The sequence below is a fragment of the Rheinheimera fenheensis genome, assembly GCF_039871805.1.
Classification (GTDB): Bacteria; Pseudomonadota; Gammaproteobacteria; order Enterobacterales; family Alteromonadaceae; genus Alishewanella; species Alishewanella fenheensis.
This window is the reverse complement of record NZ_JBDPJM010000003.1, coordinates 265,991-292,487: the sequence shown is the minus strand read 5'-3', so window position 1 is coordinate 292,487 and position 26,497 is coordinate 265,991. Positions and strand designations below refer to the sequence as shown.

Sequence of the window (26,497 nt, the reverse complement as noted above, 5' to 3'; positions counted from 1 at the left end):
GGGCAGTACAGCAAAACGTTAAGCGAGTATAGGCAGTGAAGGTTAATCACCGATGAACTATAGCAGTTAAGCGATTAAGGCTTAAGCCTGTGTTGGTAAAGAGTTGTTATAACAGCGAAAAACACTGTAGTGGCCGGTATTGCAAACGGCCGTCAAACTGACCGGACTGATACAGTGCAAACTCACTAACCTGTAGAGTTAATGGCTCCACCGGCTGCTGCAATGCAGCATCGCGCACAGCGTGCCGCGCCAAGGTAATATGCGGCCGGTACTTATCATGGATATCGCTAAAGCCCGCTGCTTAACACAGCGCCGCCAGCTGTTGGTGAAGTTGTAACAGCGCATCTGGTACCTCAGACGGCGCCAGATAAACAATTTTCGGCCTGCTAAAGCCTGACAGAGTGTCCAGTGTCAGGCCAAACGGCGGAATAGTAATCTGCTTTACTGCGCTAATCAGCTGCTGCTGTTGTGTTGCATCAACCTGCCCCAAGAAAAACAGCGTTAAGTGCAAATTATCGACATCAACCGCTTTGGCTGCCGGGCACAAATCAAGCGCCTGCTGTTGATAAGGCTGCAAAAGCTGTTGCTGCTCAGGGGTAAATTTAAGGCTGAAAAATAATCTCAATTTCACCGCTCCACTCTATCGCTTAAAACATAAATACTTTTGTTAACAGGTTGATCGGCAGCAATTGCTCACCTACATTAACTAGCAAACTAACCGGAGTGTCGCTATGTTCGGAATTCGCTCTTCAGCCAACGATATTGTTTCTGCGATAAACTCAACACAAGCCGTCATTCAATTTGACTTGAACGGCAATATTCAAAGCGCTAATGATAACTTTCTTAACCTGATGGGTTATCGCCTGGATGAAGTCACGGGTAAGCATCATGCTATTTTTGTTGAGCCGCAAGAGCACAATAGCAAAGAGTATAAAGATTTCTGGCAACAACTTAGAAACGGCAAAGCACAAACAGCAGAATTTCGCCGCCGAACCAAACAAGGTAAGCCGGTTTGGATTCAGGCGTCTTACACGCCCATTCTGCGCCGGGGTAAAGTTGAACGCATTATAAAATTTGCCAGCGATGTAACACAGCAAGTTATGGCGCGTGCTGCGGTAGAATCACAAATAAAAGCCATTCATCGTGCCCAGGCTGTTATTACCTTTACGACTGACGGCATTATCGAAGACGCCAACGACAACTTTTTGTCACTCATGGGTTATTCACTGCAAGAGATCCAGGGTAAGCACCATAAAATGTTTGTCGCACCGGCCGAGGCGCAAAGTAGCGCCTATCAGAAATTCTGGCAGAATTTGCGTAGCGGCACATTTCAGACTGCTGAGTACCGCCGTTTTGGCAAAGACGGTAAAGAAGTGTGGATCCATGCAACCTACAACCCGATTAAATCGGCTGACGGCAAAGTAGTACAAATTGTTAAGTTTGCCAGTGACATCACGGCCGACGTACTACAGCGGGAAGAGTTTGAATTACTGTCATTAGTAGCCAACGAAACAGACAATGCCGTTATCATTTCTGACAGCCAAAAGTTGGTATTGTATGTAAACCGCGGCTTTGAGCGAATGACGGGCTATAGCGCAAAAGAGGTGATTGGCCATAGGGCGAAAGAGTTTTTAATTGGCCCGCGCTCTGACAAAACCACCTTTGATCGTATGACGGCGGAGTTAGACGCACCGAATGCTTTTTATGATGAAATTGAAGTGCACCGAAAAGACGGTAGTTCGTTATGGATATCTGTCACCAGTAACCCGGTTACGTCAGCAAATGGCCACTACAGCGGCTATATTGCAATTTTGGCCGATATTACCTCGGTGAAAATGGCCGCCTTGGAGTCTGAAACACGTTTGGCGGCGCTTAATGAGTTACAGTTGGTATTGGAGTGGCGCCTCGATGGCACCCTTGTTGGTATAAATAACTATTTGGATGGTCACTCAGATATTAGCAGTGATAAATTCCGAACTGCCGTTGGTAGTTGGAGAAACTTACTCAGCGAGCAACAAATCAGCACAATAATGAAAGGCGGCTCCGTTAGCAAAGAGCTTATGTTTAAACCTCAACAAAAAGAATATTGGTTTGCTGCCAATATCAGCGCGATAACTGATCCTTACGGTAAGGTAAATAAGGTCATTTTATATGGCACTGATATCTCTGAACGTTTGAAAGTAGTCAGTAAGTCAGAGCAAGTGATGCAACAGCTGTTGCAGTCAGGCAGCAGTATTAATCAGATGGTATCGACCATTAATGCCATTGCCGATCAAACCAACTTGCTGGCACTGAACGCTGCTATTGAAGCGGCCCGCGCCGGTGATGCCGGGCGCGGTTTTTCTGTAGTCGCCGACGAGGTACGTAACCTGGCCGCCAAAGCCGGCAGTTCAGCCAGTGAGATTAATAGTGTAGTAAGCCGCAATCAAACCCTGCTGCAAGATTTGGCTACGACACTAAAATCACTCAACAGTAAAGCCAGCTAAGTAAAAACGGCCGCCGATTAGTGCTTACGGCCTTTACCGTTTTTAGCGCCGTTGCTGGCTTTGCTTCCAGCCTTAGCGTTAAACGGCTGCTTGCCCTGGCTTTCCGTCTGGCTGCGTTTACCATTCTCACTAAGCTTTCCATGCTCACTGCGCTTGGCTACCGCCTTGGCCGCCGGGTTTAAACCGGTATGGCGACTTAGCGCAGGCTTACCGCCTTTAAGTGGCTTTTTAAACTGCTCGTCTTTGCTCTCGGGCGGCACTAAACAGCCTTTGGTGCGGCCAATTAAATGTGCCAAACCCATCTTGATTAGTGCCTCGCGGATCATTGGCCAGCCTTTCGGGTCGTGGTAGCGCAGTATGGCTTTATGCAAGCGGCGCTGCCGTTCACCTTTGGGCACCGGTACCACTTCATCATTGGCTTTGTTGATGTTCTTCAGCGAGTTCATTTCGGTATGGTAAATGGTGGTCGCATTTGCCATCGGGCTGGGGTAAAAGTTTTGTACCTGGTCCAGTTTAAAATCACGCTCTTTAAGCCACAATGCCAGGTTAACCATGTCCATGTCGGTGGTGCCGGGATGCGCGGCAATAAAATACGGAATTAAAAACTGCTCTTTGCCGGCTTCTTTACTAAAGCGGTCGAACATTTCTTTAAACTTGTCATAGGCGCCCATGCCCGGTTTCATCATTTTTGATAACGGGCCTTCCTCGGTATGCTCCGGCGCGATTTTTAAATAGCCGCCAACATGGTGCTGCACCAGCTCGCGCACATAGTTAGGGTCCTCTACTGCTAAATCGTAACGCACGCCTGAAGCGACCAGCACCTTTTTAATGCCAGGTAAATTACGCGCTTCGCGGTACAGTTCTACCGTCGGGCTTTGGTCGGTATCCATATGCTCGCAAATGGTTGGATACACACAAGACGGACGACGACAGGTTTGCTCGGCTTTCGGGTTCTTACAGTTTAAGCGGTACATATTGGCCGTTGGGCCACCAAGATCGGATATCACGCCGGTAAAACCGGGAACTTTGTCGCGAATATCCTTGATCTCTTGCATGATCGACTCTTTCGACCTGCTCTGAATAATGCGGCCTTCATGCTCGGTAATCGAGCAGAACGAACAGCCGCCAAAGCAGCCGCGCATAATATTCACCGAGGTTTTAATCATCTCGTAGGCCGGAATTTTCTCTTTGCCATATACCGGGTGCGGCACGCGCTGATACGGCAGGCCAAACACTAAGTCCATCTCTTCGGTGCTAAGCGGAAATGCCGGCGGGTTCACCCAAATGTGCCGGTCACCGTGGCGCTGCATGATAGCGCGGGCACAGCCGGGGTTGGTTTCCTGGTGCAAAATGCGCGAGGCATGGGCATACAGCGGCTTATTTACGCTTACCTGCTCAAAGGCCGGCAGCTTAACGTAGGTTTGCTCCCACGGTTTTTGCCGCGGCGGCTGCACCATAATGGGTTTAGCTTCCACTTCCGCAGGCTTAGTTAAATCGATACCGGCTTTGGCAAACTCAGAGTAGCTACTACAGCCGACATCATCAGCTCCGTAGGGGTTAGGAATAGGGTCAATTTTGCCGATTTTATCAATAGCGGTGGAATCTACCCCGCGCCAGCCAGGCAGAGGCTCTTTGCGAATAACCGCCGTGCCGCGCACATCCTGTATCTCACTTACCGGTATACCCGAGGCAATGCGGTGTGCCACTTCCACCAACGGACGCTCGGCATTACCGTAAATTAAGATATCGGCCTTGGCATCGAAAATCACCGAACGGCGCACTTTCTCTGACCAGTAATCATAGTGCGCAATACGGCGCAAACTGGCTTCAATACCGCCGATAATTACCGGTACGTCTTTATAGGCTTCTTTACAGCGCTGGGTATACACCGTAACAGCCCTGTCCGGCCGTTTGCCGCCGACATCGCCCGGTGTGTAGGCATCGTCATGGCGCAGCTTTTTATCCGCGGTGTAGCGGTTAATCATCGAGTCCATATTGCCGGCCGACACGCCAAAAAACAGGTTCGGCTTACCCAGGCGCATAAAGTCGTCTTTGCTGTGCCAGTTTGGCTGGGCAATGATGCCCACCCGATAGCCCTGCGCTTCTAACATGCGCCCGACTACCGCCATGCCAAAGCTGGGGTGGTCTACATAGGCATCGCCTACTACCAAAATAACATCGCAGCTATCCCAGCCCAGTTTGTCCATCTCGGCGCGTGACATAGGTAAAAACGGCGCCGTGCCATAGCACTCGGCCCAGTATTTCGGGTAGGAGAATAAATCGCGCTCAGGCGCCATGCGTGCTACAGGGGCAGACTTGCGGGAAACGGTAGTAGCAACAGTGGACATAAATTAAGCACCTGAGTGTAACAAGGGCGCGTATTATACAAGGAGTGGTGGGGAAAGGCGAATGGTCGTGCGTACGAGCTCAGAATGTTAAGTCCACTTATTCTTTTTCCAACCGACTCGCATATCGCCTCTTCGTCGTCAGGTTTCGCTTTTGCTTGACTCACTCCAATACAAATAGAACTGCTGGTTTAACTGCTAAGGTACATTTACCGAAAATCCAAACTTGGTCAAGGCTTTATTTGCTGCAAAAGTTAAGGGCGAAATAATGCGCCTTTTTGGTTGTTTGGTGTACCTGCCAGATTAATGTGCGGCCAGTTGGTGGTAGAACTCGGGGTTATCCTGAATAGTGGCCAGCACTTTGGCGGCCAGGCCGGTTGGGTTGCGCCGCTTGCTCTCCCAGCTTTTAATGGTATCAACACTGGTACCCAGCGCTTGGGCTAACTGCGCTTGAGTAATGGCCAGGCTTTCACGCAAGGCTTTCACATCGGCAACCTCGTAGCGGGTCACCCGGCTCGCCGTTTTCTGGCCTTGCTTAATCTGTACTGCCTCTGTCAGAGAATCCTTTAGTTCATTAAAGATACTCATACTACACCTCACCTTTAAGTAACTTGGTTAACTGCTTTAACTCAGCTTTTTCAGCTGCGGTCAGGCTGTCTTTTTCGTTCTTAGCGTAAGCCAACAGAAGATAGATAATCTCTGCCGTTGCCACAAAATAGATGACTCTGGCGCTACCACTTTTACCCTGCCCGTCAGTTGCCATACGCACCTTTCGTAGCCCACCAGTACCAGCTATCAGATCACCTTTCATCGGCTGAGCTATCAGCTGTTGCTGTAATATTCTCAGCTCTTCATCAGTGGCAATCTGTTTTATCTGCCTGGTAAACAGCGACGTTTCAATAAACTCTATGGCATGCCATATCAAAACTTACCTCCTTGTAAGCCAAAGATGATGTACATAGTACACCTTTAGATTGAATTATCCAAGCTAATGCTACTTGCCAGAAAAGCTAGAGCGTAAAACGCGGGTAACAACAAATACCCTACTTCGGCTCTACCCTCTGTCATACCAAAACCGGTAACACCGATAGCTTCACCGGTATCCCGCTGGCGCATTACCAAACATAACCAATGGTTGGCGTCTTTGTGCCAAGCCTGCAGCCGTGATTGAAATTTCTGCTGTAACTCGGCGTCTGTTGGTTCATCAAAACACTGCGCTATAACATCAGGTGTCTTGTGCAGTTGCTGAAACAACGGCCAGTCTTGCTGAGTAAGTGGCGTCATATACAGACGCGCAGAAGTTAGTGGCATTAGAGGCTTTTTTATCAAAGCAGTATCGGCTAAACCTACCTCAGCCAGCTGTCAAAGTCACTAAACTCTTGTAGGAGCGAATATTAGCGACCGTCCTGCCCCCCATTAAAAGTCGTTTACTAATCCTGCGTAAATGACACCCCTATAAAAATCACCTTAGTGCCCGCAATACTGCTTAACTGCACGCTGCCGCTTTCATTACTTAGGCTTAGCGTGTGCTGGGCCGCTAATGTTAATGTCTGATGGCCAAGCACGATATCCACACTATCACTGGCGACATAAATAAGTGTTTGCGCACTTAGCGCTAATGTTTGGGCTTCGCTGCCAATACTGAGCACCTGCAGCTGGGGTTGTACTGCAGCGCGGCGGGTCATCAGGTTAAAGTCGCGCACGGCGCCGTTTATCAAAGTACAGTGAATAGGCGTTTCACCGGCAAAGGCAAAGGGGACAAGCGGTGTGTCCAGCAATTTGGGGCTATCTGCCACGCCATGCAGGCGAAAACCACTGCCTTCAAGCAGCATAATAATACGATCGATATGATCAAAGCGGGAGAACGGCCCGTCGCTGGCTACTTCTGCGATGGATAAACGCCATAGCAGGCCCTGTTCATCGTCCTGACGACATAGCTGGTGGGTAACGCCGCCACCGTTTTGCCAGCGCTGGGTTTGCCACTGCGCTGGGGTAATTGTCTCAATCATTTAAACTCACTTCACCATGTCAAACTGGTGTAACACTAGCTGCCAAACTGAAAAAAGATCCCCACTGCCAGCTCGGCCCAGCAGTAAAAAAACACCAGTACCACACCTAATGCTAGCCACAGCCGCTGCGCCGGTGCTACTTTACGCGCAATAACTACAAAGGCGCTGCTGCTGAAAAACAACAGCAGCGCCATCATAATAAAGTCGCCATTGCTCCAATTAACTTCGTCAGTTAACTGCATGGCAGTAAAAGGGATAAGCAACAACGAGGCAGCAGCCATCGCCAGATAAACAAAAATGTGCCGCCGATAAAGCAATGATGTCGCGTTGGGAGATAAGGTTCGCGCCATAAAGCACCATGCCTTAGTGGTAAAGATGTGCACTAAGTTTAACCTGCAGAGGGATGAACACAAGCTGAGCAGCCGTTGCGTGCCAGGCCATTTACGCATGAGCTGCGCCTGGCGAACTTCCAACAAGTGCTACGCCCGGCTCTTTACCTGGTGGTTAGTAAAACGCAAGCAGGCTTAACGTTGCAGTTACCGGCAAATACCATGCACATTCAGGCTGTTGTAACAAAATAGCAGATAATGCCGGTTATCTTGGCGCTAACCATGTAGAATGCGCGCTTTATAACACACTCCGTGTTGGCGCCCTGGTGCCTATTGGCAGGACTACAGATGAAAAAAACCTTTTTGTTAACCCACCCCAAACATAAAGCCGAGCGCTGGGTTGAACTTGTTAAGCATGACATTAAAAAGTATTTAAACCGCGAGCGGCGCAAAGCCCTGCCTGACGGTATGGACTATTGGACCTTTGATTGCCGCTTTGGCGCCACAGCAGACGAAGCCGTTGCAATATTCACCTCGGAAATTAATAAACATATTGATGCCGCGGCCGCACAGCAGTTGGACGCGGTGTACGTTGAAATTTTGGCCCGCGCTTGTAAGCATCAGCCACGGCCGGATACTGACAGCGCCGAGTAATTTCGCCAGCGCATGTTATGCTTGCGCAGCTACAGCTTTTTAGGGTAGCGCTGCTACCAAGGACACCTTATGCAATTCTCATCATTAGATTTAGCCGCTGAGCTACAACAGGCGCTGGATGCCTGTGGCTACAGCGAGATGACACCGGTACAACAGCAGGCCATACCTCCAGCGCGGCGCGGCAAAGATTTACAGGTTACCGCCCAAACCGGCACCGGTAAAACGGCGGCCTTTACTATACCGATTCTGCAGCGCATGCTGGATAAACCCAAAGCTAACGTGGCCAAGCGCCCGCGCGCATTAATACTTACGCCCACCCGCGAGTTAGCCGAGCAAATTGCCAACGCCGTAACACGTTATGCGAAGTTACTGCCACTTAGCGCCACCGCATTGTACGGCGGCGTGAAAATGGGTTTGCAGGCCAATAAACTCAGCGCAGGCGTTGATATAGTCGTCAGCACCCCCGGGCGGTTGTTAGAGCATATGGCACTGGGTAATGTGATCTTGTCTGATGTGGAATTTGTGGTGCTGGATGAAGCCGATCGCATGCTGGATATGGGCTTTAGTACCGACGTGCTGAAAATTGTCGGCTCAACAGCAACCTCTCGCCAAACCATGCTGTTTTCTGCCACCAGCTCGCCGGCAGTAAATGAGCTTTCGCATAAGCTTTTGAAAAACCACCAGCAAATTCGGGTAACCAAAGTAAACAGCACGGCAGATACGGTGCAGCATGTGGTGTACCCGGTAGAAGAGAGCCGCAAAATCGAGTTGTTTGAGCAGCTGTTAGCCGAGCAGAACTGGTTTCAGGTGCTGGTATTTACCAGCACCAAACAGCAGGCCGACCAACTGTTAGCCGGCTTACAACAACGCGGCATCGACGCCGCAGTGTGCCATGGCGATAAAAGCCAGGGCGCCCGGCGCCGGGCTATTGCCGATTTCAAATCGGCGAAGCTGCAGGTATTAATTGCCACAGAAGTCGCCGCCCGCGGCCTGGATATTCAGGGGCTGGATTATGTGGTTAACTTCAACCTGCCCTACCTGCCGGAAGATTATGTACACCGCATCGGCCGCACCGGCCGCGCCGGTGCCAGCGGCAATGCGCTGTCGTTTGTCAGCCGCGAAGAAGAGCAAAGCTTAAATCGGATTGAGAAACTGATTGGCACTAACATTAAGCGGGTAGTTAAACCGGGCTTTGAAGTCAGTAACCGCGAATCACTGCTAAAAAGTTTGTCGCGTAAAGTGTTAAGCGGCCGGGCCAATAAAGCCGGTGAAACAAAGATAGAATTAAGTAGCCGGAAGAAAACCGCGGCACAACCCAAACCGCGCGCTAAAAAGTAACAAACGCTGGGGCTTTACTGATAAGCCCCGGCAATTCCCTGCTGCAAAATTGCTTTGGACACCTCACCAAAATGGGCGCTGCTAAGGGTGCCGTCGGCGTTAAAAAACAGCGTAGCCGGCACACCCTGCGCCCCGTAGTAACTGGCGACATCCCCGCGGGTATCAAGCAACACGTGGCCAAAGTGTAATTGATGCTTGCGCAGGTATTCTTGCACTGTGGCGCGGTTTTCCTGCAAGTTAACCAGCATAAAGCGCACGTCAGAATATTGCTGCTCAGCCGCTAACAAGTGCGGCATTTCCCGGTGGCATGGCGGGCACCAGCTGGCCCATAAGTTAAGCACCACCGGTTTTCCCTGCGCCATGTCCGGTAGCGCTACCGGGTAACCAGACAGCGTTTCAAGGGTAAAATTAGCCAGCACCTGCTGTTGCTGCTGGCTATGTAGCCAAAACGAGCCTGCACCAAGACACAAGGCAGCGCTGATTACGCCACTTAGTATGGCTTTTTTAAGTTCTTTATGTCGGCGAAACTGCACCGCAGTAAGGACTAGCGCCGCCAGCACAGTAGCGCCCGGGTCAATGCCACGATCTCGAAAATCCAGCATTTGCCAAACACTTTGATAGCTGTCGGCAAAGCGCAGCACAAAGATCAGACGGCCAAACAGCAGTGCAGTCAATACAATCAATAACAGTGCATCGGTGGCGCTTTGCGTTTGGCCACGGCCAACAAGGCGTGCCACAACCAGCCCCAGTACCACACTGATAAACAGCAGCAATACCGCCGTGGGTAAAGACAGTGGGCCGATTGAGATACTTAACGGCACAACAGTTGTACGTTAGTCGTCAGAGCGCAGCAAACAATGCTTGGCGTAGTCTTTAGCCTCATTTGCTGTCCAATCGCCTTTGGGCTTCTCAGCCAACTGCTCACACCATTTTTTCGAACCGACTTCCGGGGCACAGCCGGCCAACAACGCCAGCGATAACACGACAATAACGCTTACTGCTTTCATACTGTTTCCTGTTTACAGATCACACGGATTAACCAATGTGACGTATTAAATGCTGCCAAATGCTCACCAGTATGCCAGCGGCTGATACTGGCTGTAAAACAGCTTTTGCCGTAACGGCAACACCGCCAGCACAAAACATTCTATTAATAAGAACATTAAGCGCAATATTTACCAGCTTTATATCTATTGAATAGAATCAATGCTTAACCTAAGCTTGCCACATCTATAACGGCCTAGGTTTCATCATGTCTGCATCGTTGGCTCCAGTATTGTTTTTACCTCATGGCGGCGGCCCATTGCCGCTGTTGGGCGATGCAAGCCACAAACACCTGACGCAATTTATCTCCACACTTGGGCAAAGCCTTTCAAAACCTGATGCCATACTGGTCGTGAGTGCGCATTGGGAAACGACAGTGCCAGCGTTAACCAGTGCTGCAAAGCCCGAATTATTATTTGATTACGCTGGTTTCCCACCAGAAAGCTACCAGTACCGCTACCCTGCACCCGGTGCCCCGGCTTTGGCAAATGACATTACCGCAGTATTGCAACAGCATGGCTTTGCTGCGCAGCTGGATAATAGCCGCGGCTTGGATCATGGTGTTTTTGTACCGCTGTTAATGTTGCGGCCGCAACACGATGTACCGGTGCTGCAACTATCGTTGCAGCGCCATTTAGATCCTGCGCTGCATATTAAGCTGGGTGAGGCTATCGCCTTTTTACGACAGAAAAATGTGCTGATTATAGGCTCGGGTATGAGCTTTCATAATATGCGGGCGTTTTTTCAGCCTGATGTAGTAAGCCAGCAGCAAGTGGCAGCGTTTAATCAGTATTTAATCGACAGCTTAAACTCCGTGCTCAGTTACGATGAACAAGCCAAACGTCTAAATGCCTGGCTTGATGCCCCCTATGCCCGGCTAATGCACCCGCGTGAAGAGCATTTATTACCATTGCATGTCTGTTTTGGCGCAGCCAAAGGCAGCCGCGCCAAACTGCTGTTTCAGCATGAGGTAATTCAACGCGAAGTACTGGCATTTGGCTGGTTTGATTAAACCCGGAAGTAGTTTAAGCGCACAAAAGCAGCGCCATCAGTTGGCCCGGCAACCAAATGGGCTATCCGGCCCGAAAAAATTCGCTCAACAAAGGACCGGCCTTGCTCAAGCTGATATTGCTGTTGGTCTATGAGCGGATAATACGAAAAAGCCCGCCTGTCTTTTTCGTTATCTAACACGGTAACGACATTATTGGCTAACAAAGGTTGTTGTTGCCACAGCACCTGCATCGCAACAAGCAAAGTTACCTTCCTGCATAAATTTATGCCGGTATTGGCTGGGCGTTAATTCGGTGTACTGCAAAAATAGCTTACGAAACGAGCTGACATCTTCATAGCCCACTTGCAGCACTATTTGTTCAACCGGCTGATTAGTAGTTTCCAGCAAGCGTTTAGCTTGCTCTACCCTGAGGCGCTGCAGATAATTAAGCGGTGTATCATTTAAAGCCGCCTTAAATCGGCGCAGCAAGGTGCGTTTAGTTAAATGAAACTGCTCCGCCAGTAGCTCCAGGGCAAAAGGTTCTGACAGCGTTTTCGCCAGATGTTTTTGTACCTGCTGGATCAGCAAGTCGTTATGTTGCTGGCCAATGGATAAGTCCATGTAGGGAATTTGCGAGCTGCGATTTGGGTCGGTTAGCATCACTTTTGCAATCTGGCGGGCAAACTGTTCACCCACTAACAATTCTGTTAACGCCAGGCACAAGTTAACAAAAGACGTTGTCGCCCCTGCTGTCAGTATATTGCCATCTTGCACCAGCAATTTATTTAGCTGCAAGTGCACTTCAGGATACAGGTTTTGAAACACGTCTTTAAAGAACCAACTTGAAGTAGCGGTCTTGTGCGCCAGTAGGCCACTGGCAGCCAGTATAAAGGTGCCGGTGCAATTAGCCGCGATAAGTTTACCGTTCGCCACCGCTTGCCTTAAACCAGAAAAATACGCTTTAGATGGCTCTGCAATCGCCGTCAGTTGTGCCCGGTTATAAGCATAAGCCGGCGCTACAACAATCGCATCAGCTTGCAGCCAGTCGTGCGGTTCAATGTTAAAGGTAACGCCTTGTTTTAAAGTAAGTGGGCCGCCATCCGGTGACACCAGGTAACAATGAAATAATGGTGCAGCGTCATGCTGATGGTACCGCCACAGCACATTGCAGTACTCAAAAAAGTCCAGTAAGCCAAATATATCGCTACTGATGCTACTGTTGGTAGCCAATACCGCAATCTGCTTCATTTGTGCTTTCCTGATATCTATCGCGACAACCTGTCACTTTTCACCCTTATTTTATCAATAGTGACACTGCAAACACCTTTTAGCAAGGACTAGACTGACATTGTCGTATCGAATCACCCCATGCAGGAGGCAGTATGAATACCCTTAACGCTAAATGGCTGGCCATCGCCGCCTGGCTTATCAGCTGGCTGTTACTTTTTTGGATTAACTTTGCCGCAGAGCTGTCACTAATGATGCACTTTTTTGCCATCCCGCTGTTACTGCTAAGCACAGCAGTGGGCGCGGCTCATTTTTATGAAGTACGCGATGACGACAACAGCAATGACTGAGGCCCTGCCAGCCGTTACACTATTGCTATAGCTAAAAGACGGAATAGCAGGTTATGAGCAGTTGGCAGTTAGCCGGTATCTTGATTGCGCTGGTATGGCTGGTAATGTATTACCCACGCGAACTGTTGCCCAAACTGCGCGCCGAGGCAGGCTATCAGCATTTTGTCTTCGCGTCTGTGGTGGCGTTAAGTCTGCTCTGGAGCGTACAAGCCGGGATTAAAGACGGCCTTAACCTGCATTTTTTGCTGCTTACCACGCTGGTGCTGTGCCATGGCTGGCGTATTGCCTGCTGGATAACAATTGCACCGCTGCTGCTGTTGATTGGCTTTGGCAAACTGCCGTGGCAAGACGCTGGTCTTTATATGCTGTGCAGTGTAATGCTACCGGCACTGTTTAGCTACACGCTGTTTTTAGCCAGCTACCGTTACTTAAACCGGCATTTGTTTGTGTATATTTTTGTCGCGGGTTTTTTAGCGGCAGCGTTAACCATAGTGCTGCAAATTAGCCTGACAGCACTGTGGTTTGGCCTGGAAGGCCGCTATAGCTGGCAGGAAATTATCGACAATTACTGGCTACTGGCACTGTTACTCTGGTTCCCGGAGGCGCTGCTAAACGGCAGTGCCGTTACCCTGATGGCGATTTACCGGCCGCATTGGTTGCGCACCTTTTACGATCGGGAATATTTATCACCCGAGCGTTAGGCATAAAAAAGCGAAGCCACAGCTTCGCTTTTTCATCACACCTGAATTAGAACATCCAGGTTTTTTCGTCTTGTACCGGCTGCGCTAAACCCAGTTGCTTTAAACCTTTCACGCTGCGAATAATCAGCCATACCACCCAGAACAGGATGACAAACCAGCCGATAAGCACGACCGATAACACGCTACCAATCAGGATGTACACTAAACCCATCCAGAAAGTACGGATCTGAAAGCGATAATGGCTTTGCAGCCAATCCGGGCCATCGTCTTTATTCACATAAGCGACTATTACACCAATAATGCCGGTGATACCAAACACCAACCCCACCAAATACAACACATATACCAGTTTAGCGGTAGACGAATTTACCGCCGGCGCTGCATTAATGTCATTCATGACACTCTCTCCTTTACTGCCACTATTGTTATTGTAAGAAAACCACCCCAAGACCGAACCGGTGCTACATGGGCAGCTTCGCTTTGCAACATAGCGCTAAACGCACGGCCGGGCAATGGTTTTTCCTGCTTAAACAGCTATTTACCCCAAAGCAAGCAACTGATCGGAGCAGATTATATAAAGCCCCAGTAGCATAAATACCGCACATGCCGTTTTGCGCGCCAGTGCCAGCGGTATTTTTTGCAGTAACCAACTGCCGGCATACACCACAGGCACATTGGCCGCCAACATACCCAGCGTGGTCCCCCAGATCACCCACCAGACGGCGTCATTAAAACTGGCAGCTAACAGCACGGTAGCAATTTGGGTTTTATCACCAATTTCGGCCAGGAAAAACAAAATACAGCTGGCAGCAAAGGCACCAAAGCGCAGCACACCGGTGTCTTCACTATCATCTTTATCAGGAATAAGTAACCACAGCGCCACAGCAATAAAGCTGCCGCCCAGCAGCCAGTTGTGCCAATTCGTCGGAATAAACTGTGCTACCCAAACGCCCAGCCAGGCCGATGCCGCATGGTTTAGCAAGGTCGCTACCAAAATACCGGCAATAATGGCGCCTTTGTTACGAAAACGCGCGGCTAAAAATAACGATAATAGCTGGGTTTTATCGCCAATTTCAGCAATAGCGACTGCAGTGAAGGAGGAAAATAAGGCTTCCATGAAATTACCTGAGCGGGAGTTCACATAAGACACGACAATGGCTCCCGCTATGGGCCACTGCAGTGTCTTAAGTCTCATCAATTCAGCGGGCGCTGAACGCTGTGGCCATGTGCATTGCATCACAAGTATGTTGACCACACCGCTGCGGTAAAGCACCGCAGCAGATTACTCCCTTAAGGACGGCGCGGATTATAGCGTGTACGTTGCTGTCGCTCAACCTGCTTTTTAACGTCGCTTCAGATAAAACGCCGCCGGATTAAACAAAAACAACACGGCGTCACTAAACTCACTGCGCCAGAACGCTTCGTTATGCTCAGCACCCGCGACCGTTTTAACTGACAAATTGCTGGTGGCGAAGCCTTGCTGGCGCAACAGGTTGGCCATCTTCTGCAGATTGCTAACCATGTCTCGTCCTTCTTTGTCGCCTACCAGCAGGCTGATCCGGCTGGTGGCCGGCAAAAGGTTGCTATCGGTTTGCGCAAATACCGCATCAGCATACCAATACGACGGTGAAAAAATTCCCGCCTTGCTAAATACACCGGGTTGATTAAACAACGCATAGTGGCTGATGAGACCGCCCATGCTGCTACCCATAATACCGGTGTGTTCGACGCCTGGCCGTGTACGGTAATGCTGATCGATATAAGGTTTGACCGTGTTGCTAAGAAAACGGGTATACTGTTCCCCCTCGCCAGCACCAAAACGTGGATTATCCCAGCCACTGTATTCGGTCATCCGGTGTTCAGCGCCATTATCTACCGCTACGACAATCAGATCCAACCAGCCCTCAGCAGATAGTTGATTAAGGGTTTCATCCACACCCCATTCGCCGGCATAAGCGGTGGCGGCATCGAATACATTCTGGCCATCATGCATATACAACACCGGGTAGTGTTTATCACTTGTGGTGTAATCCGGCGGCAGGTATAGCCGTACCTGACGGCTACGGTTTAACCCCTGCAGTAAAAACGGTTGCGTCAGCAGCTGCACATTTACTGCAGCGGTTGACGGTTTTTGTTGAGGGAGCTCTACTGCGCCACGTGCGAAACCCGCGCAGCACAGCAAAGTGAACAGCAATGGCATTAGCTGAAGTTGCAACATCTTATCCCTTTACTTTGATCACTTTATCGGCCCAACGTACCGACTGCGCACGCCAGCTGGCCCAGCCAGCAGTCAGTTTGACCAGGCCCCAGTATGTTAACGGCACCAACACCAAACTGGTCAGGGTGGAAAACAGCAAACCACCGATAATGGCAATCGCCATAGGCGCATAACTTGGCCCATCACCACCAATTTGAGTACCGCCCATTGCCAGTGGTAATAACCCCAAAACCGTAGTGGCCACCGTCATTAAAATAGGCCTTAAGCGTGACTCACTGGCACTGATAATGAGTTCACGCAGCGGTGTGTCGGGCATGAGCTGACGGTCTTGATTAATGCGATCAACCAGCACTATACCGTTATTCACGACGATACCCATCAATACCAGCATGCCGATCATGCCCATAATCCCCATGCTGGTGCCGGTAAACAGGAAGGTCCAGAATACCCCTACCAGTGAAAATAGCAGGGAGCCGATCACCGCCGTTGGCAGCAGTAACGATTCAAACAGCGCCGCCATCACAATATAAATCATCGCCACCGCCAGCAGCATATTTACCAGCATAACCTGCTGCGATTCATCCTGACGCTGGAAGCTTCCTTGAAATGACCAGCGATAGCCGGGCGGCAGTGCTAACTGGTCCATCACCTGTTTGATATCCTCCCGGGCTTTATCCATTTGGTAGTCTTTAGCCAGGTTCATCCGAATGGCGATGCCGGTTTGCCGGTCAAAGCGACTGATCTGATCTAACCTCGGCGCAAAACTTAAGCTAGCCAGTTGTGCCAGACTAATAACCACCCCTTCTTTGGTTAAAATAGGCAGCGCTGCCAGCTCAGTTTGCGACTGACTGACGCGCTCGTCATACAACACCCGCATTAACAGCTCGCCTTGCTCCAGACTGCGGTAGGTACGAAGGTTGGTGCCGCGAAGTGCCAGCGCCACCGCGCCGGCGACCTGCTGTGCACTCAAGCCATGACGCTGTAACTGTTCTGCGTCAAGCCGTATTTGCAGCTCCTGCTGACCACGGGCGATATCTGAGCTGACATCTTCCAGGCCCTTAACCCCCGCCAGCATCGGCTCAATATCCTCAGCCAGCGCCAGCAGCACTTCAGTTGAGCTACCCAGCAGATGCACCTGCATACCACCATTATTCCCCCAGCCGAAAGATGGTTTCGAGCGCACCAGTGCCGGCCAGTCTTGACGAATGGCTTCTTTTAGCGCTGCCAGAGGTTGGCTAAGCTGCGGTTTTAGAATAACGATAGACATGGCATAGCCGGCGCGGTAATAGCTGTACACCGATTCGATATCAAACTTGTCTTTATTGTCGTATAAAAACGCTTCCATGGTACTAACTTCAGCTTCCACTTCGCTCAGCGCGTAGTTGCCCTGCACATTGTAATTAAGGAATAGCCGGTCGCTGTCTTCGTTGTCATCATCACCGCCCGATACCATGCCAATCGGGATAACAATGCTGACCAGCAGCAACACGGCAACCAAAGCTGACCAACGCGGATGGTACATCACCATACTTAAGGCTTTACGATAGCCGCGCTCAGCGTTGCCGGTTTGCGCCGTTTGCTTAAGTTGCATATTGAGTTTGGTGGTTAACAGGGGAATAAGCGTGAGCGACATCAGCAGACTGACCGCCAAACATAAACAAATTGCTATCGCTACATGCTCTAAAAAGATGGTCAGCTGCATTTTTTGCCCGACAATATTGGGTAAAAATACGATAGCCGTAGTGGCAGTTCCGGCGACAACGGCCAGGCTAACCCGGCGCACACCGCGGGCCGTAGCCGCTTTGACATCGCCGCCCTGCGCACGCTCACGGAAGATACTCTCGGTCACCACGACGGCGTTGTCCACCAGCATACCTATGGCCAGCATCAGGCCCATCATGCTTAAAATATTCAGGCTGTAACCAAGGAAGTACATTACACCCAGCGCAATACAAATCGATACTGGTACAGCCAATACCACGACCATAGTAGTGCCGACATGACGCAGAAACAGATACAACACCGCAAATGACAGCAATGCCCCCACGCCACCGGCGCTTAACAGATCAGATAACGACGTGGTTACACCGTCGGCCATGTCGTCCATGATATATAAACTGATGCCGTTAAACGCCGGATCCTTATCGGCGGCCTCTACCACGGCCAGTGCGGCTTTCGCTACCTCGACCAGATTGGCGCCAGACTCTTTAAACACATTCATGCCCACGGCATAGGTTTGGTCCAGATGACGGCCATCTTCACGTTTGGGCAGTTCCAGCTGCACCGTAGCCACCTCGCGTAAACTTAACCCCGGGCGTAGTGGCAAGGCGGCAATTTGCTCCAGCTGTTGATACTCGCCAACCGGCTTTACCAGTATGCTGTTGTCACCATTGCGCAGCTCACCCGCAGTCATGGCAAAGTTATTCGCCTTAAGCGTCTGTACGACAGTTTGCGCATCAATATTCAGCGCGCGCATTTTATCCGGATCCAAGCGGATAATGACCTGACGCTTTTCAACGCCATATAATTCCACTTTAGATACACCCGCAACCCGTTCCAGCGGCCGTTTAATTTGCCGCTCCAGCAAATCATAGGCCATGGCTAAGTCACGCTCACTGGAAATGCGCAGCTGAAAAATCGGCATATCATTGGTGTTAAACTGAAACACCAGCACCCGCTCTACATCATCCGGTAATAAATGGCGGATACTGTCCAGCCGCTCACGCACTTCAATGCTTTTGCTGTTGATGTTCTCTTCCCAGTTAAACTCCAGCGAAATTTCACTGTTGTTTTCATTGGACCAGGAGCGCATTTCTTTCACGCCTGTTACTGTTGCTAAGGCTTCTTCTACCGGCCGGGTAATAAGGCGCTCGATTTCTGTCGGCGTGGCATTGGTGTACGGCACATTGATAAAGATTTGCGGTATATCGATACCCGGGAATTTCTCCAGTTGCAGCATACGGCTGGCGATAATGCCAAACACCAACATCGACAAAAACAACATACAAATCGTCACCGGCCGGCTTAGTGCAACACGGGTTAACCACAGAGGTTGCTGGCTCATACACCTACCTCCTCTGTAGCCGGGCGTTGAGGTTTGTCGCGGCTAACCAGCGCATACAACACCGGGATAAACAGCAGCGTGAGCAAGGTAGCCAGCGCCAAACCAAAAATGACCGTTATCGCCATCGGCGCGCGGATCTCGCTGCCATCGCCGCTGCCCAGTGCCATGGGTAACAAGCCTAAAATGGTGGTTAAGGTGGTCATTAACACCGGACGTAAACGGCTGGCACCGGCGTCGACAATAGCTTGCTTTAGCGCCAGTCCTTCATCTCGCAGCTGATTAATACGGTCAATTAGCACAATGGCGTTATTCACCACGATACCGGCCAGCATAATCAGGCCGATAAATACGATGACGGATAACCGGGTATCGGTTAGCCATAAACCTAATACGGCACCGGCGCCGGCCAGCGGCACAGTAAACAATATGAGCAGCGGCTGCAGCAGGTTTTCAAACTGCGAAGCCATCACCAGATACACCAAAAATACTGCCAACAGTAACGCCATGGTCAGCGAGGTATAAGCCCGTTGCATCTCTTCGCTTTGCCCCACCACAGCGGCAGTTACACCATAAGGCAGATTTTGCGCGGCTAAAATACGCTGTGCTGCCGCAGTGGCTTGTTCTAAGTCGCCAAATGCCAGGTTCGCGCTAACCACCGCCACCCGCTGCTGGCCAATACGGGTAATTTCACTGGGGCCGGTCTCACGTTTTATCTCGGCGACAGCCGATAACGGCAGCGGCTTGTCGCTACCGGGGTTAATAATAAGCTGCGCCAGTTGCTGTTCAGACTGGCGATACTGCTCGGCTAAACGTACACGGATATCGATTTTTCTATCGTTTACCGAATACTGGCCGGCCAGCTCGCCACCCACATAGGCAGCAACGCGCTTGGCGACATCATGCGAGGTCAGGCCCAGCTGGGATAACAAACCATGATTAAAATACAGGGTAATTTCTGGCTGACCGGGACGCAGGCTGGTTTTCACATCACTGAAGCGATCTTCTGCTTCCAGTGCCAATAGCAAGCTATCGGCGGCGGTTTTCAATTGTGCCAGCTCATACCCCGACAGTTCAATCTCCAGCGGTGTGCTAAAACTAAACAGCTGTGGCCGGTCTATTTTAACGCTGATGTCCGGTTGTTGCGCCAGAAAGTCACGTAGCACAGAAATCACCTGTTGTTCCTGCTCTGCGCTACTGTCACTTTGTAACACCACATTTAACCGGCCCCAGTGGCTACCGCCGATGCTGGGATCGACTGTCATCTGGGCACCGGTGCCAGCCTGAGCGTAACTGCGCTTTACACCTGCCTGCTCGCCAGCCAGTGCCGCAAGTTGAGTCAGCACCTTATCTGTTTGCTCAATGGCACTGCCAACAGGCAGCTGTATTTCAACAAAGAACTCACCCTGGCTCATGGCTGGGATCACATCGGCGCCTAAGCGTGGTAACAGACTAAAACATAACGCGGCGATGATCAGTGTCAGGCTCAGCGTCAGGGCTTTTAGTTTCAGGGCGCCATTTAACGTGCGCCGATACAGAGCTTCGAGTTTAACCAACAGCCATTGCACCGCCAGTAGTAACGGCTTAAACACGAGCGCAAGGCCACGGCTAACCAGACGAAATAGCAGTGTCAATACGCTAAGCACCAGCAACGCCAAACCACGTAGTGCCTTACCCAGCATACGCAATGGCCAGGTTGGCCAGTAATACCAGCGCCGTACTGATTCCTCGGTAGCGGTTTGCAAGGCGGGGGCATCTCCTGCTGTCTGGTGACGCTCACGGGCGGCCATGGTAGGAATAAGCGTGAGCGCCACCACTAACGAGGCCAGTAGCGCAAAGGTGACCGTTAACGCCTGATCACGAAACAGCTGACCGGCAATACCTTCAACAAACACCAGCGGGAAAAATACCGCTACTGTGGTTAAGGTAGAGGCCGTAATCGCCATCGACACTTCACGCGTGCCAATTTTTGCCGCTTCAAAAGCCGGTTTGCCCTGCTCTTTATGCCGGGCAATGTTTTCCAACACGACGATAGCGTTATCAACCAGTAAACCCACTGCCAGTGCAATACCGCCTAAGCTCATCATGTTCAGCGTAATGCCCTGACCATACATCAGGTTAAAGGTGGCAATGACCGATACCGGAATAGAAATCGAAATAATCAGTGTGGCCCAGGCGTTGCGTAAAAACAGATACAGCACCAGCATAGCCAGGATACCGCCGACCACAGCTGCAGATTTTACATCATCAATGGCTTGTTTTATAAACTCTGACTGATCATAAACCAGGGTTAAGCGATAACCGGCCGGCAGCGCTTTTTCAAGCTGTGGCAGTTGCGCCAGCAGCGTTTGCGCCACCTGTACGGTATTGGCATCGCCTTCTTTGTAAATGGCCACTTCAATGGCTTCTTTGCCGTCGATGTAAGTAATACTCTGCCGGTCAACAAAGCTGTCACGTACCTCGGCCACGTCTTTTAAACGGATTTGACTGCCGCTTACCTCTGCCAGGTATAAATTTTCAATCTGATTTAAGTCAGCAAACTGGTTAATGGTCCGTACCAGATAATCGTAGCTTGGGGTTTCTAAGCGGCCACCGGCCTGATTCAGGTTTTCCTGGCGCAGGCGGTCACTAATCTGGCTGATGTCCAATTGCAGCTGGCTGAGCTTTTGTGGGTCAACCAGAATTTGAATTTCCTGACTTAAGCCGCCATCAGGCCGCACAGCCGCCACGCCCGGTAAGGATTCCAGCGTGCGGCGTAAATCTTCTTCAGCAAAGGTGCGCAGGCTAACCAATTGCGCCGGACTTAATGCTTCACCGCTATTATCACGGCTTAGTGCCAGCCGCACTATCGGGTCGTGGTTGGGATTAAAACGCAGTAGCAGCGGCTTTTCAATTTCCAGCGGTAAAAACAACACATCCAGTTTTTCGCGCACTTCCAGCGCAGCCAAGTCCATGTCGGTGCCCCAGTCAAACTCCATCACGACATCAGAGCGGCCCGAGCGCGATACTGACATCACCTTGCGCACGCCTTTAACAATACCGACAGCTTCCTCAATCGGCTTACTCACCAGCTGCTCTACTTCTGCCGGCGCAGCACCGACAAATTCAGTGCGCACGGTAAGTGATGGGTAAGATAAATCGGGCAGCAGGTTTACTGCCAGACGGCCTGCAGCGACCAGACCAAACAGCAAAATGCCAAGGGTAAACATCCAGATGGTAACGGGGCGGGCTACCGCGGTATCGACCAGCTTCATAGCGTCATATCCTGTGAACGTTGTTATTTTTGTTGTTGCACTTTAATTAAGTTCAGATGGAGAACCGGGTTACCCTAAGCTGACCGTTGAAGCCCTGGACGAGCTGAGACGAGCCCCCAGGGATGGATTTACGGCGTGTCGGCGTGGGTAACCCGGTTGGTTTCACTTATTCGTCAAAATTCGCGTGTGGTAACCACATTAACCAGCGCATCGTCTTTCAGCGCCGACTGGCCGGCAATCACCACCCTGTCACCCAGCGCCAAGCCTGACAGCACCTCAACCGTATTGTCGGCCTGATAGCCCAGTTGCACCTGTTTACGGCTCACTTTTTGCTCAGCATCAATCACAAACACGGTCTGGCTATTGTCGGTACTCATCAGCGCCCGTTTTGGCAGCAATAAGGCATCGGGTTTTACATCAAACTGTAGCTGCACCTGAGCAAACATACCGGGTTTTAACTGTTGGCTGTCGTTGGCCACATTCAGCACAGCGCGCACTGTGCCAGACTGTGCATCCACTACCGGCGCAATGCGCACCAACGTAGCCGTTACCGGTGTCATACCGGCAAACTGTAGCTGGGCAGTTTGGCCCAGACGGACCTGCGCCAGTTGCTGTTCAGGTAAATGCACTACGGCTTCTAACTGTTGGTTTGATACCAGATGAAACAAAGACTGCACGGCATGCTGGTTAACCAACTGACCCACTTTGGCATAGCGGCGTGACACCACGCCGTCAATCGGAGCCCGAATTTGGGTTTCCTTTACCGCCAGCTCGGCTAAGCTCACGCTGGCCATCAGGGCATCGTGTTGCCATTGCAGCTTTTCAAATACGTCGGCGCTGATCAGTTTACGCTGGTACATCTCTTCCATGCGCTTAAGTTCGCTGTTTAGCCGGCTTAATTCAGCTTTTTCTTTTTGCAGGCTGTATTGCTGGCGCTCGTTATCCAGCACCGCCAGCAACTGGCCAGCTACTACTTTATCGCCCTCTTCAACCAGGATTTGCTGCACGATGCCGGTGGCTTTACTGATCACTTCAGCTTCAGCGCGGGCTTCCAGGGTGGCGGTGGTACGGTAACTGCTGCTGATCTCACCCTGGCGGGTTAATACGGCTTCTACCGGTATGGCCACTACGGCTTCGGCCTTGGTGGCGGCGGTGGAGCTGTTGGCCTGGTTACAACCACTGACCAACAGACTGGCGATAATGGCAGCGGCGGCGGTCAGTTTAATGCTGTGTGAGGTTTTCATCATTCATCCTTTGGAAAACAAAAAACAGTGCAAGTTAACAGGCTTAATGCAGAGGCTATGCCAGCTGACAAAAACATTAATTCCTGAATATTTTCAACAACATAAAATATGTTAAGCATTTTCAAGCCATCCAACCCAGGTTAAATTTGGTCAAATTCACTAATTAATGGTGATAAAGCTCATTCACGTACGACTAATCCACAACCTTTTACGCTCTAGAGTATGTACTCTAAGGTATGACCTCTTTATACTGGCGGCTTTTACATTCAACAGGGTATGTATATGTTTAGAAAAACCGCCGTGTCTGTAGCTATTATCGCCAGCCTTGCCAGTGTGTCGGCGCACGCTGAGGGCTATAAACTCTTTGAGCAATCGGTTAGCAGCATGGGCAATGCTTATGCCGGCCGTGGTGCCCAAATTACTGATGCCAGCCTGGTGCACTCTAACCCTGCGGCATTAACTCAATTAGACGGTGCCCAGCTATCGGCTGGTTTAAACCTGATCAGCGCGAAAACCAACTACCGTAACGCCAGTGCGCAAAATGCAAATGGTCAGTCTGTTGTTGGTCGTACCGAAGGCGCAAATAGTTTGAATGAGCTGGTGCCTTTTGTGTTTTACACCGATACAGTGTCAGATCAATTAAGTTGGGGTATCGGTTTTTATGTGCCGTTTGGTTTGTCGTCAGACTATGACGATGACTTTGTCGGCCGTTACTTTGCCGATGAAACCGCAGTGCAGGTATTAAGCCTGCAACCGACACTGGCGTACAAGCTAAATGACAGCTGGTCGGTGGGTTTGGGTATTTCGTTAAACCGCGCTGAGGGCACCTTATCCAAATTCAAAGATCACAGTGGCTTATGTGAAGCTGGCCCGATGTTAGGCGCCATTTTTAATGACGCCATCTGCCAAAGCCATTATGAAGTAGAAGGCGATGATATCGCTTTTGGCTACACCCTGGGTATTCATGGTGAGCCGATTGCAGGCACCCGCTTAGCCTTTACCTGGCACTCAGCAGTTGACTACACCTTAAAAGGCGACTCGGTTATTACTAATACACCCGTGACCAGCGCTAACGGTCTGCCTTACCTGGTGCCGGTACCGGGCATGCCGCAATTACCGCTGTTAGATGCCCGCACCGGTAAATTGGCCAGTAATGACGTGCTGATTGAAAAAAGCCAGCTGGATTTAACCACACCCGCCACTGCCGCCTTTAGCCTGGATCAACAGCTGACAGAAGCCTTGTCGCTGCAGTTTAGTGCAGCCTGGACCCAGTGGAGCAAGTTTGAAAGCATTGATATTGTTAGCAATGATGCCAACCCCAGCATTTCACTGAACACCCAACGCGAGCCAAACCTGAATAGCGAGGGTTACATTGGCTATATTCCTGAATACTGGCATAACAGCTGGTCGTTCGCGCTGGGTGCTACCTATGTTTACCGACCAGATCTGACACTGAAAACCGGTATTGCCTATGATGAAAACCCCATTAGCCAAAGCCATAAAACGGCGCGTATTCCCACCGACGATCGGGTGTGGTTGACCGTAGGCGCGACCTGGCAGTTTAGCGAGCAGCTCAGCCTGGATTTTGCCTATGGCTACCTGTTTACCGGCGATGTGACGGTGGATGAGCGCGAGTACAATGTGCAGGACGAACCGTTGTATAACAGCGGCTTTCAGGGCCAGTACAGCAATAAAGGCCAGTTGTTAGCAGTACAGGCCAACTATCGTTTCTAACCCCTATCAAACGTAAAAAGGCGATCATGAGATCGCCTTTTTTATTTTGCATAACTTAATGCACTAAGGTCAGCTTATAGCCTGACGGTGCGGCTGCATCTTGCTCGGCCAACAGCATGTAACGCTGCCCCGGTGTTAATTGCAGGCTGTCGGTTTTATCCAGCAAGGTGGTGCTGCCATTTTCCGCTACATGTACCAGCGCAATAGCGTAGTAATCTTTTGGCAGATTTATGCTCTGCTGCTTTTTAAACGCCAGATTTTTCACGCTGTAGCGGGCATCGGCAATAGTTTCGTTGTCCCTTACAAAGTAGAACTGCAGCTTGTCAAAATCGCTGGCCAGGTTGGCTACAATCACATCATGCGCCTGCACTTGCGGCGTGGCCGGCTCGTTAATCGCTAAGGCTTCTACCTGTTGCTCGGCATCTGCATACAGCAGCACGGCTTTACTGTCACCTGCACTGATGCTGAGCAGCGCGCTGTTAAGCAGCAGCTTATTATCGCCATCACGTACTGACAAACTAAAATCGCCTTTGTTAAGCGGTAAATAGTCGCTAAGCTCACCGGCCGTTAACGCTGCAACCTCGCTGTTATCCAGCGCCACACTTACCTGCTCTGTCAAGCTGTTATATAAGCGAAACTGCGCCGGTGCATCGGCATGGCTGTAAGCGGTAACACTGGATGAATGCAGCACCAGATCTGCCGACAACTGCCCTGCTACCGGGCCATGTTTGTCACGTACAATCAATACATAGTGGCTGGCATAGGCAAAATTGACGCTGCGGGCGACAAACAGCGGTGTGGTGCTGCCAGTGCTGGTCAGATATAGATTAAACTTACCAATGTCTTTCGCCTCAGCCAACGAGCTGATTTCATGCAGCGCCAAACTGTCTAGCAGCTGCGCATCGGCAAAGCCTTTATTTTCCGGGCTTAGGTAAACATCCAGTGCAGTTTGCTCATCAGATAAATTCACCAGATGCAGCTTAAACTGCTTGTCGAGGGTTTCTTCGCGCTTAAAGCTCAGGCTTAAATAATCGTACTGCTGCCCCTGCTCGGTCAGGATTAGCAGGGTTTTATCGCCCTCATTCAACGGCAATGTTTCTGTTAACAGCTCATCGGCCGAGCTGACATCGGTTAATGTCAGCTCGTAGCTGTTTACATCAAGCGACTGCACACTGGTGGCATCGCCAAAGGTGGCACTGCCCACAGCAATATCGCCGGCTTTGAGCGAGGTGTTACCACTGCCGGCAGCCCCGTTGTAAAACTGCAAATAGGCTTGCGCACTGCTGTCATCACTGCTGCTGCCACCACATGCTGTTAATACCGCTACGGCACAAGCCAGCAGCGCCATGTTAAACCCTGATTTCATTAAATGCTTCCTAAAGCTGGTTAATCCGCCGCTCAGGGTAAGGCAGCCACACCAGACTGGCTACGGCAAATAACCAATACAAACAGTTGGTTACCCTTAGTTACAAACACCATAGCTTTTATACAACTGTATACGTTGCCCAAGTG

25 protein-coding genes and 1 pseudogene are annotated in these 26,497 nt (G+C 50.6%); 7 read left to right on the top strand and 19 right to left on the bottom strand.

What is annotated here, in order from left to right:
* Positions 1–106: 106 nt before the first annotated feature.
* On the bottom strand, positions 107–253 hold the full coding sequence (locus ABGI61_RS06900) for a 2'-5' RNA ligase family protein (RefSeq protein WP_347598872.1): 147 nt from the start codon (positions 251–253) through the stop codon (positions 107–109).
* Positions 254–301: 48 nt separating this feature from the next.
* The gene (gene thpR, locus ABGI61_RS06895) at positions 302–625 is read right to left on the bottom strand and encodes an RNA 2',3'-cyclic phosphodiesterase (protein WP_347598869.1); all 324 of its coding nucleotides are present in this window, start codon (positions 623–625) and stop codon (positions 302–304) included.
* Between the two features lie 106 nt (positions 626–731).
* On the opposite strand from thpR, the pseudogene ABGI61_RS06890 reads away from it, so the two are divergent.
* Positions 732–2,408: pseudogene (locus tag ABGI61_RS06890) on the top strand (methyl-accepting chemotaxis protein); the annotation flags it as partial.
* Between the two features lie 95 nt (positions 2,409–2,503).
* On the opposite strand, the gene ABGI61_RS06885 reads toward ABGI61_RS06890, so the two are convergent.
* From ABGI61_RS06885 to ABGI61_RS06860, 6 genes are all read right to left on the bottom strand, one after another.
* Positions 2,504–4,783: a YgiQ family radical SAM protein gene (locus tag ABGI61_RS06885; RefSeq protein ID WP_347599098.1), complete on the bottom strand. Its 2,280-nt coding sequence runs from the start codon at positions 4,781–4,783 to the stop codon at positions 2,504–2,506.
* A 351-nt stretch (positions 4,784–5,134) separates the two neighbouring features.
* Positions 5,135–5,419, bottom strand: coding sequence for a NadS family protein (nadS, locus tag ABGI61_RS06880; protein WP_347598863.1), 285 nt, complete (start codon positions 5,417–5,419; stop codon positions 5,135–5,137).
* 1 nt (position 5,420) lies between these two features.
* Positions 5,421–5,753 carry a type II toxin-antitoxin system RelE/ParE family toxin gene (locus ABGI61_RS06875; RefSeq protein ID WP_440590635.1) on the bottom strand — a complete coding sequence of 111 codons (333 nt, stop codon included), beginning with the start codon at positions 5,751–5,753 and terminating at the stop codon, positions 5,421–5,423.
* Positions 5,754–5,800: 47 nt separating this feature from the next.
* Positions 5,801–6,142 carry a GNAT family N-acetyltransferase gene (locus ABGI61_RS06870; RefSeq protein ID WP_347598860.1) on the bottom strand — a complete coding sequence of 114 codons (342 nt, stop codon included), beginning with the start codon at positions 6,140–6,142 and terminating at the stop codon, positions 5,801–5,803.
* Between the two features lie 119 nt (positions 6,143–6,261).
* Positions 6,262–6,840: a HutD/Ves family protein gene (locus tag ABGI61_RS06865; RefSeq protein WP_347598857.1), complete on the bottom strand. Its 579-nt coding sequence runs from the start codon at positions 6,838–6,840 to the stop codon at positions 6,262–6,264.
* Positions 6,841–6,875: 35 nt separating this feature from the next.
* Positions 6,876–7,190: a hypothetical protein gene (locus ABGI61_RS06860; protein ID WP_347598854.1), complete on the bottom strand. Its 315-nt coding sequence runs from the start codon at positions 7,188–7,190 to the stop codon at positions 6,876–6,878.
* 327 nt (positions 7,191–7,517) lie between these two features.
* On the opposite strand from ABGI61_RS06860, the gene ABGI61_RS06855 reads away from it, so the two are divergent.
* Positions 7,518–7,823 (top strand): DUF6172 family protein, encoded by a 306-nt coding sequence (locus ABGI61_RS06855; RefSeq protein ID WP_347598851.1) that lies wholly within the window; start codon positions 7,518–7,520, stop codon positions 7,821–7,823.
* A gap of 69 nt (positions 7,824–7,892) precedes the next feature.
* Positions 7,893–9,161, top strand: coding sequence for a DEAD/DEAH box helicase (locus ABGI61_RS06850; protein ID WP_347598848.1), 1,269 nt, complete (start codon positions 7,893–7,895; stop codon positions 9,159–9,161).
* A 14-nt stretch (positions 9,162–9,175) separates the two neighbouring features.
* Here the strand turns inward: ABGI61_RS06850 and ABGI61_RS06845 are convergent, their stop codons facing one another.
* Complete coding sequence (locus tag ABGI61_RS06845; protein ID WP_347598845.1) at positions 9,176–9,982, bottom strand: TlpA family protein disulfide reductase; 807 nt, start codon at positions 9,980–9,982, stop codon at positions 9,176–9,178.
* Between the two features lie 12 nt (positions 9,983–9,994).
* Positions 9,995–10,168 carry a DUF3012 domain-containing protein gene (locus ABGI61_RS06840; protein WP_347598843.1) on the bottom strand — a complete coding sequence of 58 codons (174 nt, stop codon included), beginning with the start codon at positions 10,166–10,168 and terminating at the stop codon, positions 9,995–9,997.
* A 245-nt stretch (positions 10,169–10,413) separates the two neighbouring features.
* Here ABGI61_RS06840 and ABGI61_RS06835 point away from each other — a divergent pair, with 245 nt between their 5' ends.
* Entirely contained in the window at positions 10,414–11,217 is an 804-nt protein-coding gene (locus ABGI61_RS06835) for a DODA-type extradiol aromatic ring-opening family dioxygenase (protein WP_347598841.1), read from the top strand.
* Here ABGI61_RS06835 and ABGI61_RS06830 read toward each other — a convergent pair.
* Complete coding sequence (locus tag ABGI61_RS06830; RefSeq protein WP_347598839.1) at positions 11,214–11,459, bottom strand: BlaI/MecI/CopY family transcriptional regulator; 246 nt, start codon at positions 11,457–11,459, stop codon at positions 11,214–11,216. The two genes, ABGI61_RS06835 and ABGI61_RS06830, sit on opposite strands and share 4 nt — an antisense overlap.
* Positions 11,407–12,444 (bottom strand): GlxA family transcriptional regulator, encoded by a 1,038-nt coding sequence (locus ABGI61_RS06825; RefSeq protein ID WP_347598837.1) that lies wholly within the window; start codon positions 12,442–12,444, stop codon positions 11,407–11,409. Before ABGI61_RS06825 ends, ABGI61_RS06830 begins: the two co-directional genes overlap by 53 nt.
* A gap of 134 nt (positions 12,445–12,578) precedes the next feature.
* Here ABGI61_RS06825 and ABGI61_RS06820 point away from each other — a divergent pair, with 134 nt between their 5' ends.
* Positions 12,579–12,773 (top strand): hypothetical protein, encoded by a 195-nt coding sequence (locus ABGI61_RS06820; RefSeq protein WP_008219339.1) that lies wholly within the window; start codon positions 12,579–12,581, stop codon positions 12,771–12,773.
* 53 nt (positions 12,774–12,826) lie between these two features.
* Positions 12,827–13,474 (top strand): energy-coupling factor ABC transporter permease, encoded by a 648-nt coding sequence (locus ABGI61_RS06815; RefSeq protein WP_347598834.1) that lies wholly within the window; start codon positions 12,827–12,829, stop codon positions 13,472–13,474.
* 46 nt (positions 13,475–13,520) lie between these two features.
* On the opposite strand, the gene ABGI61_RS06810 is transcribed toward ABGI61_RS06815, so the two are convergent.
* From ABGI61_RS06810 to ABGI61_RS06785, 6 genes are all read right to left on the bottom strand, one after another.
* A complete protein-coding gene (locus tag ABGI61_RS06810; RefSeq protein ID WP_347598832.1) occupies positions 13,521–13,871 on the bottom strand; it encodes a DUF4870 family protein in 351 nt (116 codons plus the stop codon).
* Between the two features lie 141 nt (positions 13,872–14,012).
* Entirely contained in the window at positions 14,013–14,669 is a 657-nt protein-coding gene (locus tag ABGI61_RS06805) for a TMEM165/GDT1 family protein (RefSeq protein WP_440590652.1), read from the bottom strand.
* 147 nt (positions 14,670–14,816) lie between these two features.
* On the bottom strand, positions 14,817–15,692 hold the full coding sequence (locus tag ABGI61_RS06800) for an alpha/beta hydrolase (protein ID WP_347598829.1): 876 nt from the start codon (positions 15,690–15,692) through the stop codon (positions 14,817–14,819).
* A gap of 1 nt (position 15,693) precedes the next feature.
* Positions 15,694–18,756, bottom strand: coding sequence for an efflux RND transporter permease subunit (locus ABGI61_RS06795; protein WP_347598826.1), 3,063 nt, complete (start codon positions 18,754–18,756; stop codon positions 15,694–15,696).
* The gene (locus ABGI61_RS06790) at positions 18,753–22,007 is read right to left on the bottom strand and encodes an efflux RND transporter permease subunit (RefSeq protein WP_347598823.1); all 3,255 of its coding nucleotides are present in this window, start codon (positions 22,005–22,007) and stop codon (positions 18,753–18,755) included. The genes ABGI61_RS06795 and ABGI61_RS06790 overlap by 4 nt, the downstream gene beginning before the upstream one ends.
* A 173-nt stretch (positions 22,008–22,180) precedes the next feature.
* Complete coding sequence (locus tag ABGI61_RS06785; RefSeq protein WP_347598820.1) at positions 22,181–23,254, bottom strand: efflux RND transporter periplasmic adaptor subunit; 1,074 nt, start codon at positions 23,252–23,254, stop codon at positions 22,181–22,183.
* A 279-nt stretch (positions 23,255–23,533) separates the two neighbouring features.
* On the opposite strand from ABGI61_RS06785, the gene ABGI61_RS06780 reads away from it, so the two are divergent.
* Positions 23,534–24,985, top strand: coding sequence for an OmpP1/FadL family transporter (locus tag ABGI61_RS06780; RefSeq protein ID WP_347598817.1), 1,452 nt, complete (start codon positions 23,534–23,536; stop codon positions 24,983–24,985).
* Between the two features lie 55 nt (positions 24,986–25,040).
* Here ABGI61_RS06780 and ABGI61_RS06775 read toward each other — a convergent pair whose 3' ends face one another.
* Positions 25,041–26,351 (bottom strand): hypothetical protein, encoded by a 1,311-nt coding sequence (locus ABGI61_RS06775; protein ID WP_347598815.1) that lies wholly within the window; start codon positions 26,349–26,351, stop codon positions 25,041–25,043.
* Between the last annotated feature and the right edge of the window lie 146 nt (positions 26,352–26,497).

Bases quoted from the DNA above. Each gene is read 5' to 3' on its own strand.
- ABGI61_RS06885 (WP_347599098.1), bottom strand. From the start codon at position 4,783: ATGGCGCCTGAGCGCGATTTATTCTCCTACCCGAAATACTGGGCCGAG.
- nadS (WP_347598863.1), bottom strand. From the start codon at position 5,419: ATGAGTATCTTTAATGAACTAAAGGATTCTCTGACAGAGGCAGTACAG.
- ABGI61_RS06870 (WP_347598860.1), bottom strand. From the start codon at position 6,142: ATGCCACTAACTTCTGCGCGTCTGTATATGACGCCACTTACTCAGCAA.
- ABGI61_RS06865 (WP_347598857.1), bottom strand. From the start codon at position 6,840: ATGATTGAGACAATTACCCCAGCGCAGTGGCAAACCCAGCGCTGGCAA.
- ABGI61_RS06860 (WP_347598854.1), bottom strand. From the start codon at position 7,190: ATGGCGCGAACCTTATCTCCCAACGCGACATCATTGCTTTATCGGCGG.
- ABGI61_RS06855 (WP_347598851.1), top strand. From the start codon at position 7,518: ATGAAAAAAACCTTTTTGTTAACCCACCCCAAACATAAAGCCGAGCGC.
- ABGI61_RS06850 (WP_347598848.1), top strand. From the start codon at position 7,893: ATGCAATTCTCATCATTAGATTTAGCCGCTGAGCTACAACAGGCGCTG.
- ABGI61_RS06840 (WP_347598843.1), bottom strand. From the start codon at position 10,168: ATGAAAGCAGTAAGCGTTATTGTCGTGTTATCGCTGGCGTTGTTGGCC.
- ABGI61_RS06835 (WP_347598841.1), top strand. From the start codon at position 10,414: ATGTCTGCATCGTTGGCTCCAGTATTGTTTTTACCTCATGGCGGCGGC.
- ABGI61_RS06825 (WP_347598837.1), bottom strand. From the start codon at position 12,444: ATGAAGCAGATTGCGGTATTGGCTACCAACAGTAGCATCAGTAGCGAT.
- ABGI61_RS06820 (WP_008219339.1), top strand. From the start codon at position 12,579: ATGAATACCCTTAACGCTAAATGGCTGGCCATCGCCGCCTGGCTTATC.
- ABGI61_RS06815 (WP_347598834.1), top strand. From the start codon at position 12,827: ATGAGCAGTTGGCAGTTAGCCGGTATCTTGATTGCGCTGGTATGGCTG.
- ABGI61_RS06810 (WP_347598832.1), bottom strand. From the start codon at position 13,871: ATGAATGACATTAATGCAGCGCCGGCGGTAAATTCGTCTACCGCTAAA.
- ABGI61_RS06805 (WP_440590652.1), bottom strand. From the start codon at position 14,669: ATGAGACTTAAGACACTGCAGTGGCCCATAGCGGGAGCCATTGTCGTG.
- ABGI61_RS06800 (WP_347598829.1), bottom strand. From the start codon at position 15,692: ATGTTGCAACTTCAGCTAATGCCATTGCTGTTCACTTTGCTGTGCTGC.
- ABGI61_RS06795 (WP_347598826.1), bottom strand. From the start codon at position 18,756: ATGAGCCAGCAACCTCTGTGGTTAACCCGTGTTGCACTAAGCCGGCCG.
- ABGI61_RS06790 (WP_347598823.1), bottom strand. From the start codon at position 22,007: ATGAAGCTGGTCGATACCGCGGTAGCCCGCCCCGTTACCATCTGGATG.
- ABGI61_RS06785 (WP_347598820.1), bottom strand. From the start codon at position 23,254: ATGATGAAAACCTCACACAGCATTAAACTGACCGCCGCCGCTGCCATT.
- ABGI61_RS06780 (WP_347598817.1), top strand. From the start codon at position 23,534: ATGTTTAGAAAAACCGCCGTGTCTGTAGCTATTATCGCCAGCCTTGCC.
- ABGI61_RS06775 (WP_347598815.1), bottom strand. From the start codon at position 26,351: ATGAAATCAGGGTTTAACATGGCGCTGCTGGCTTGTGCCGTAGCGGTA.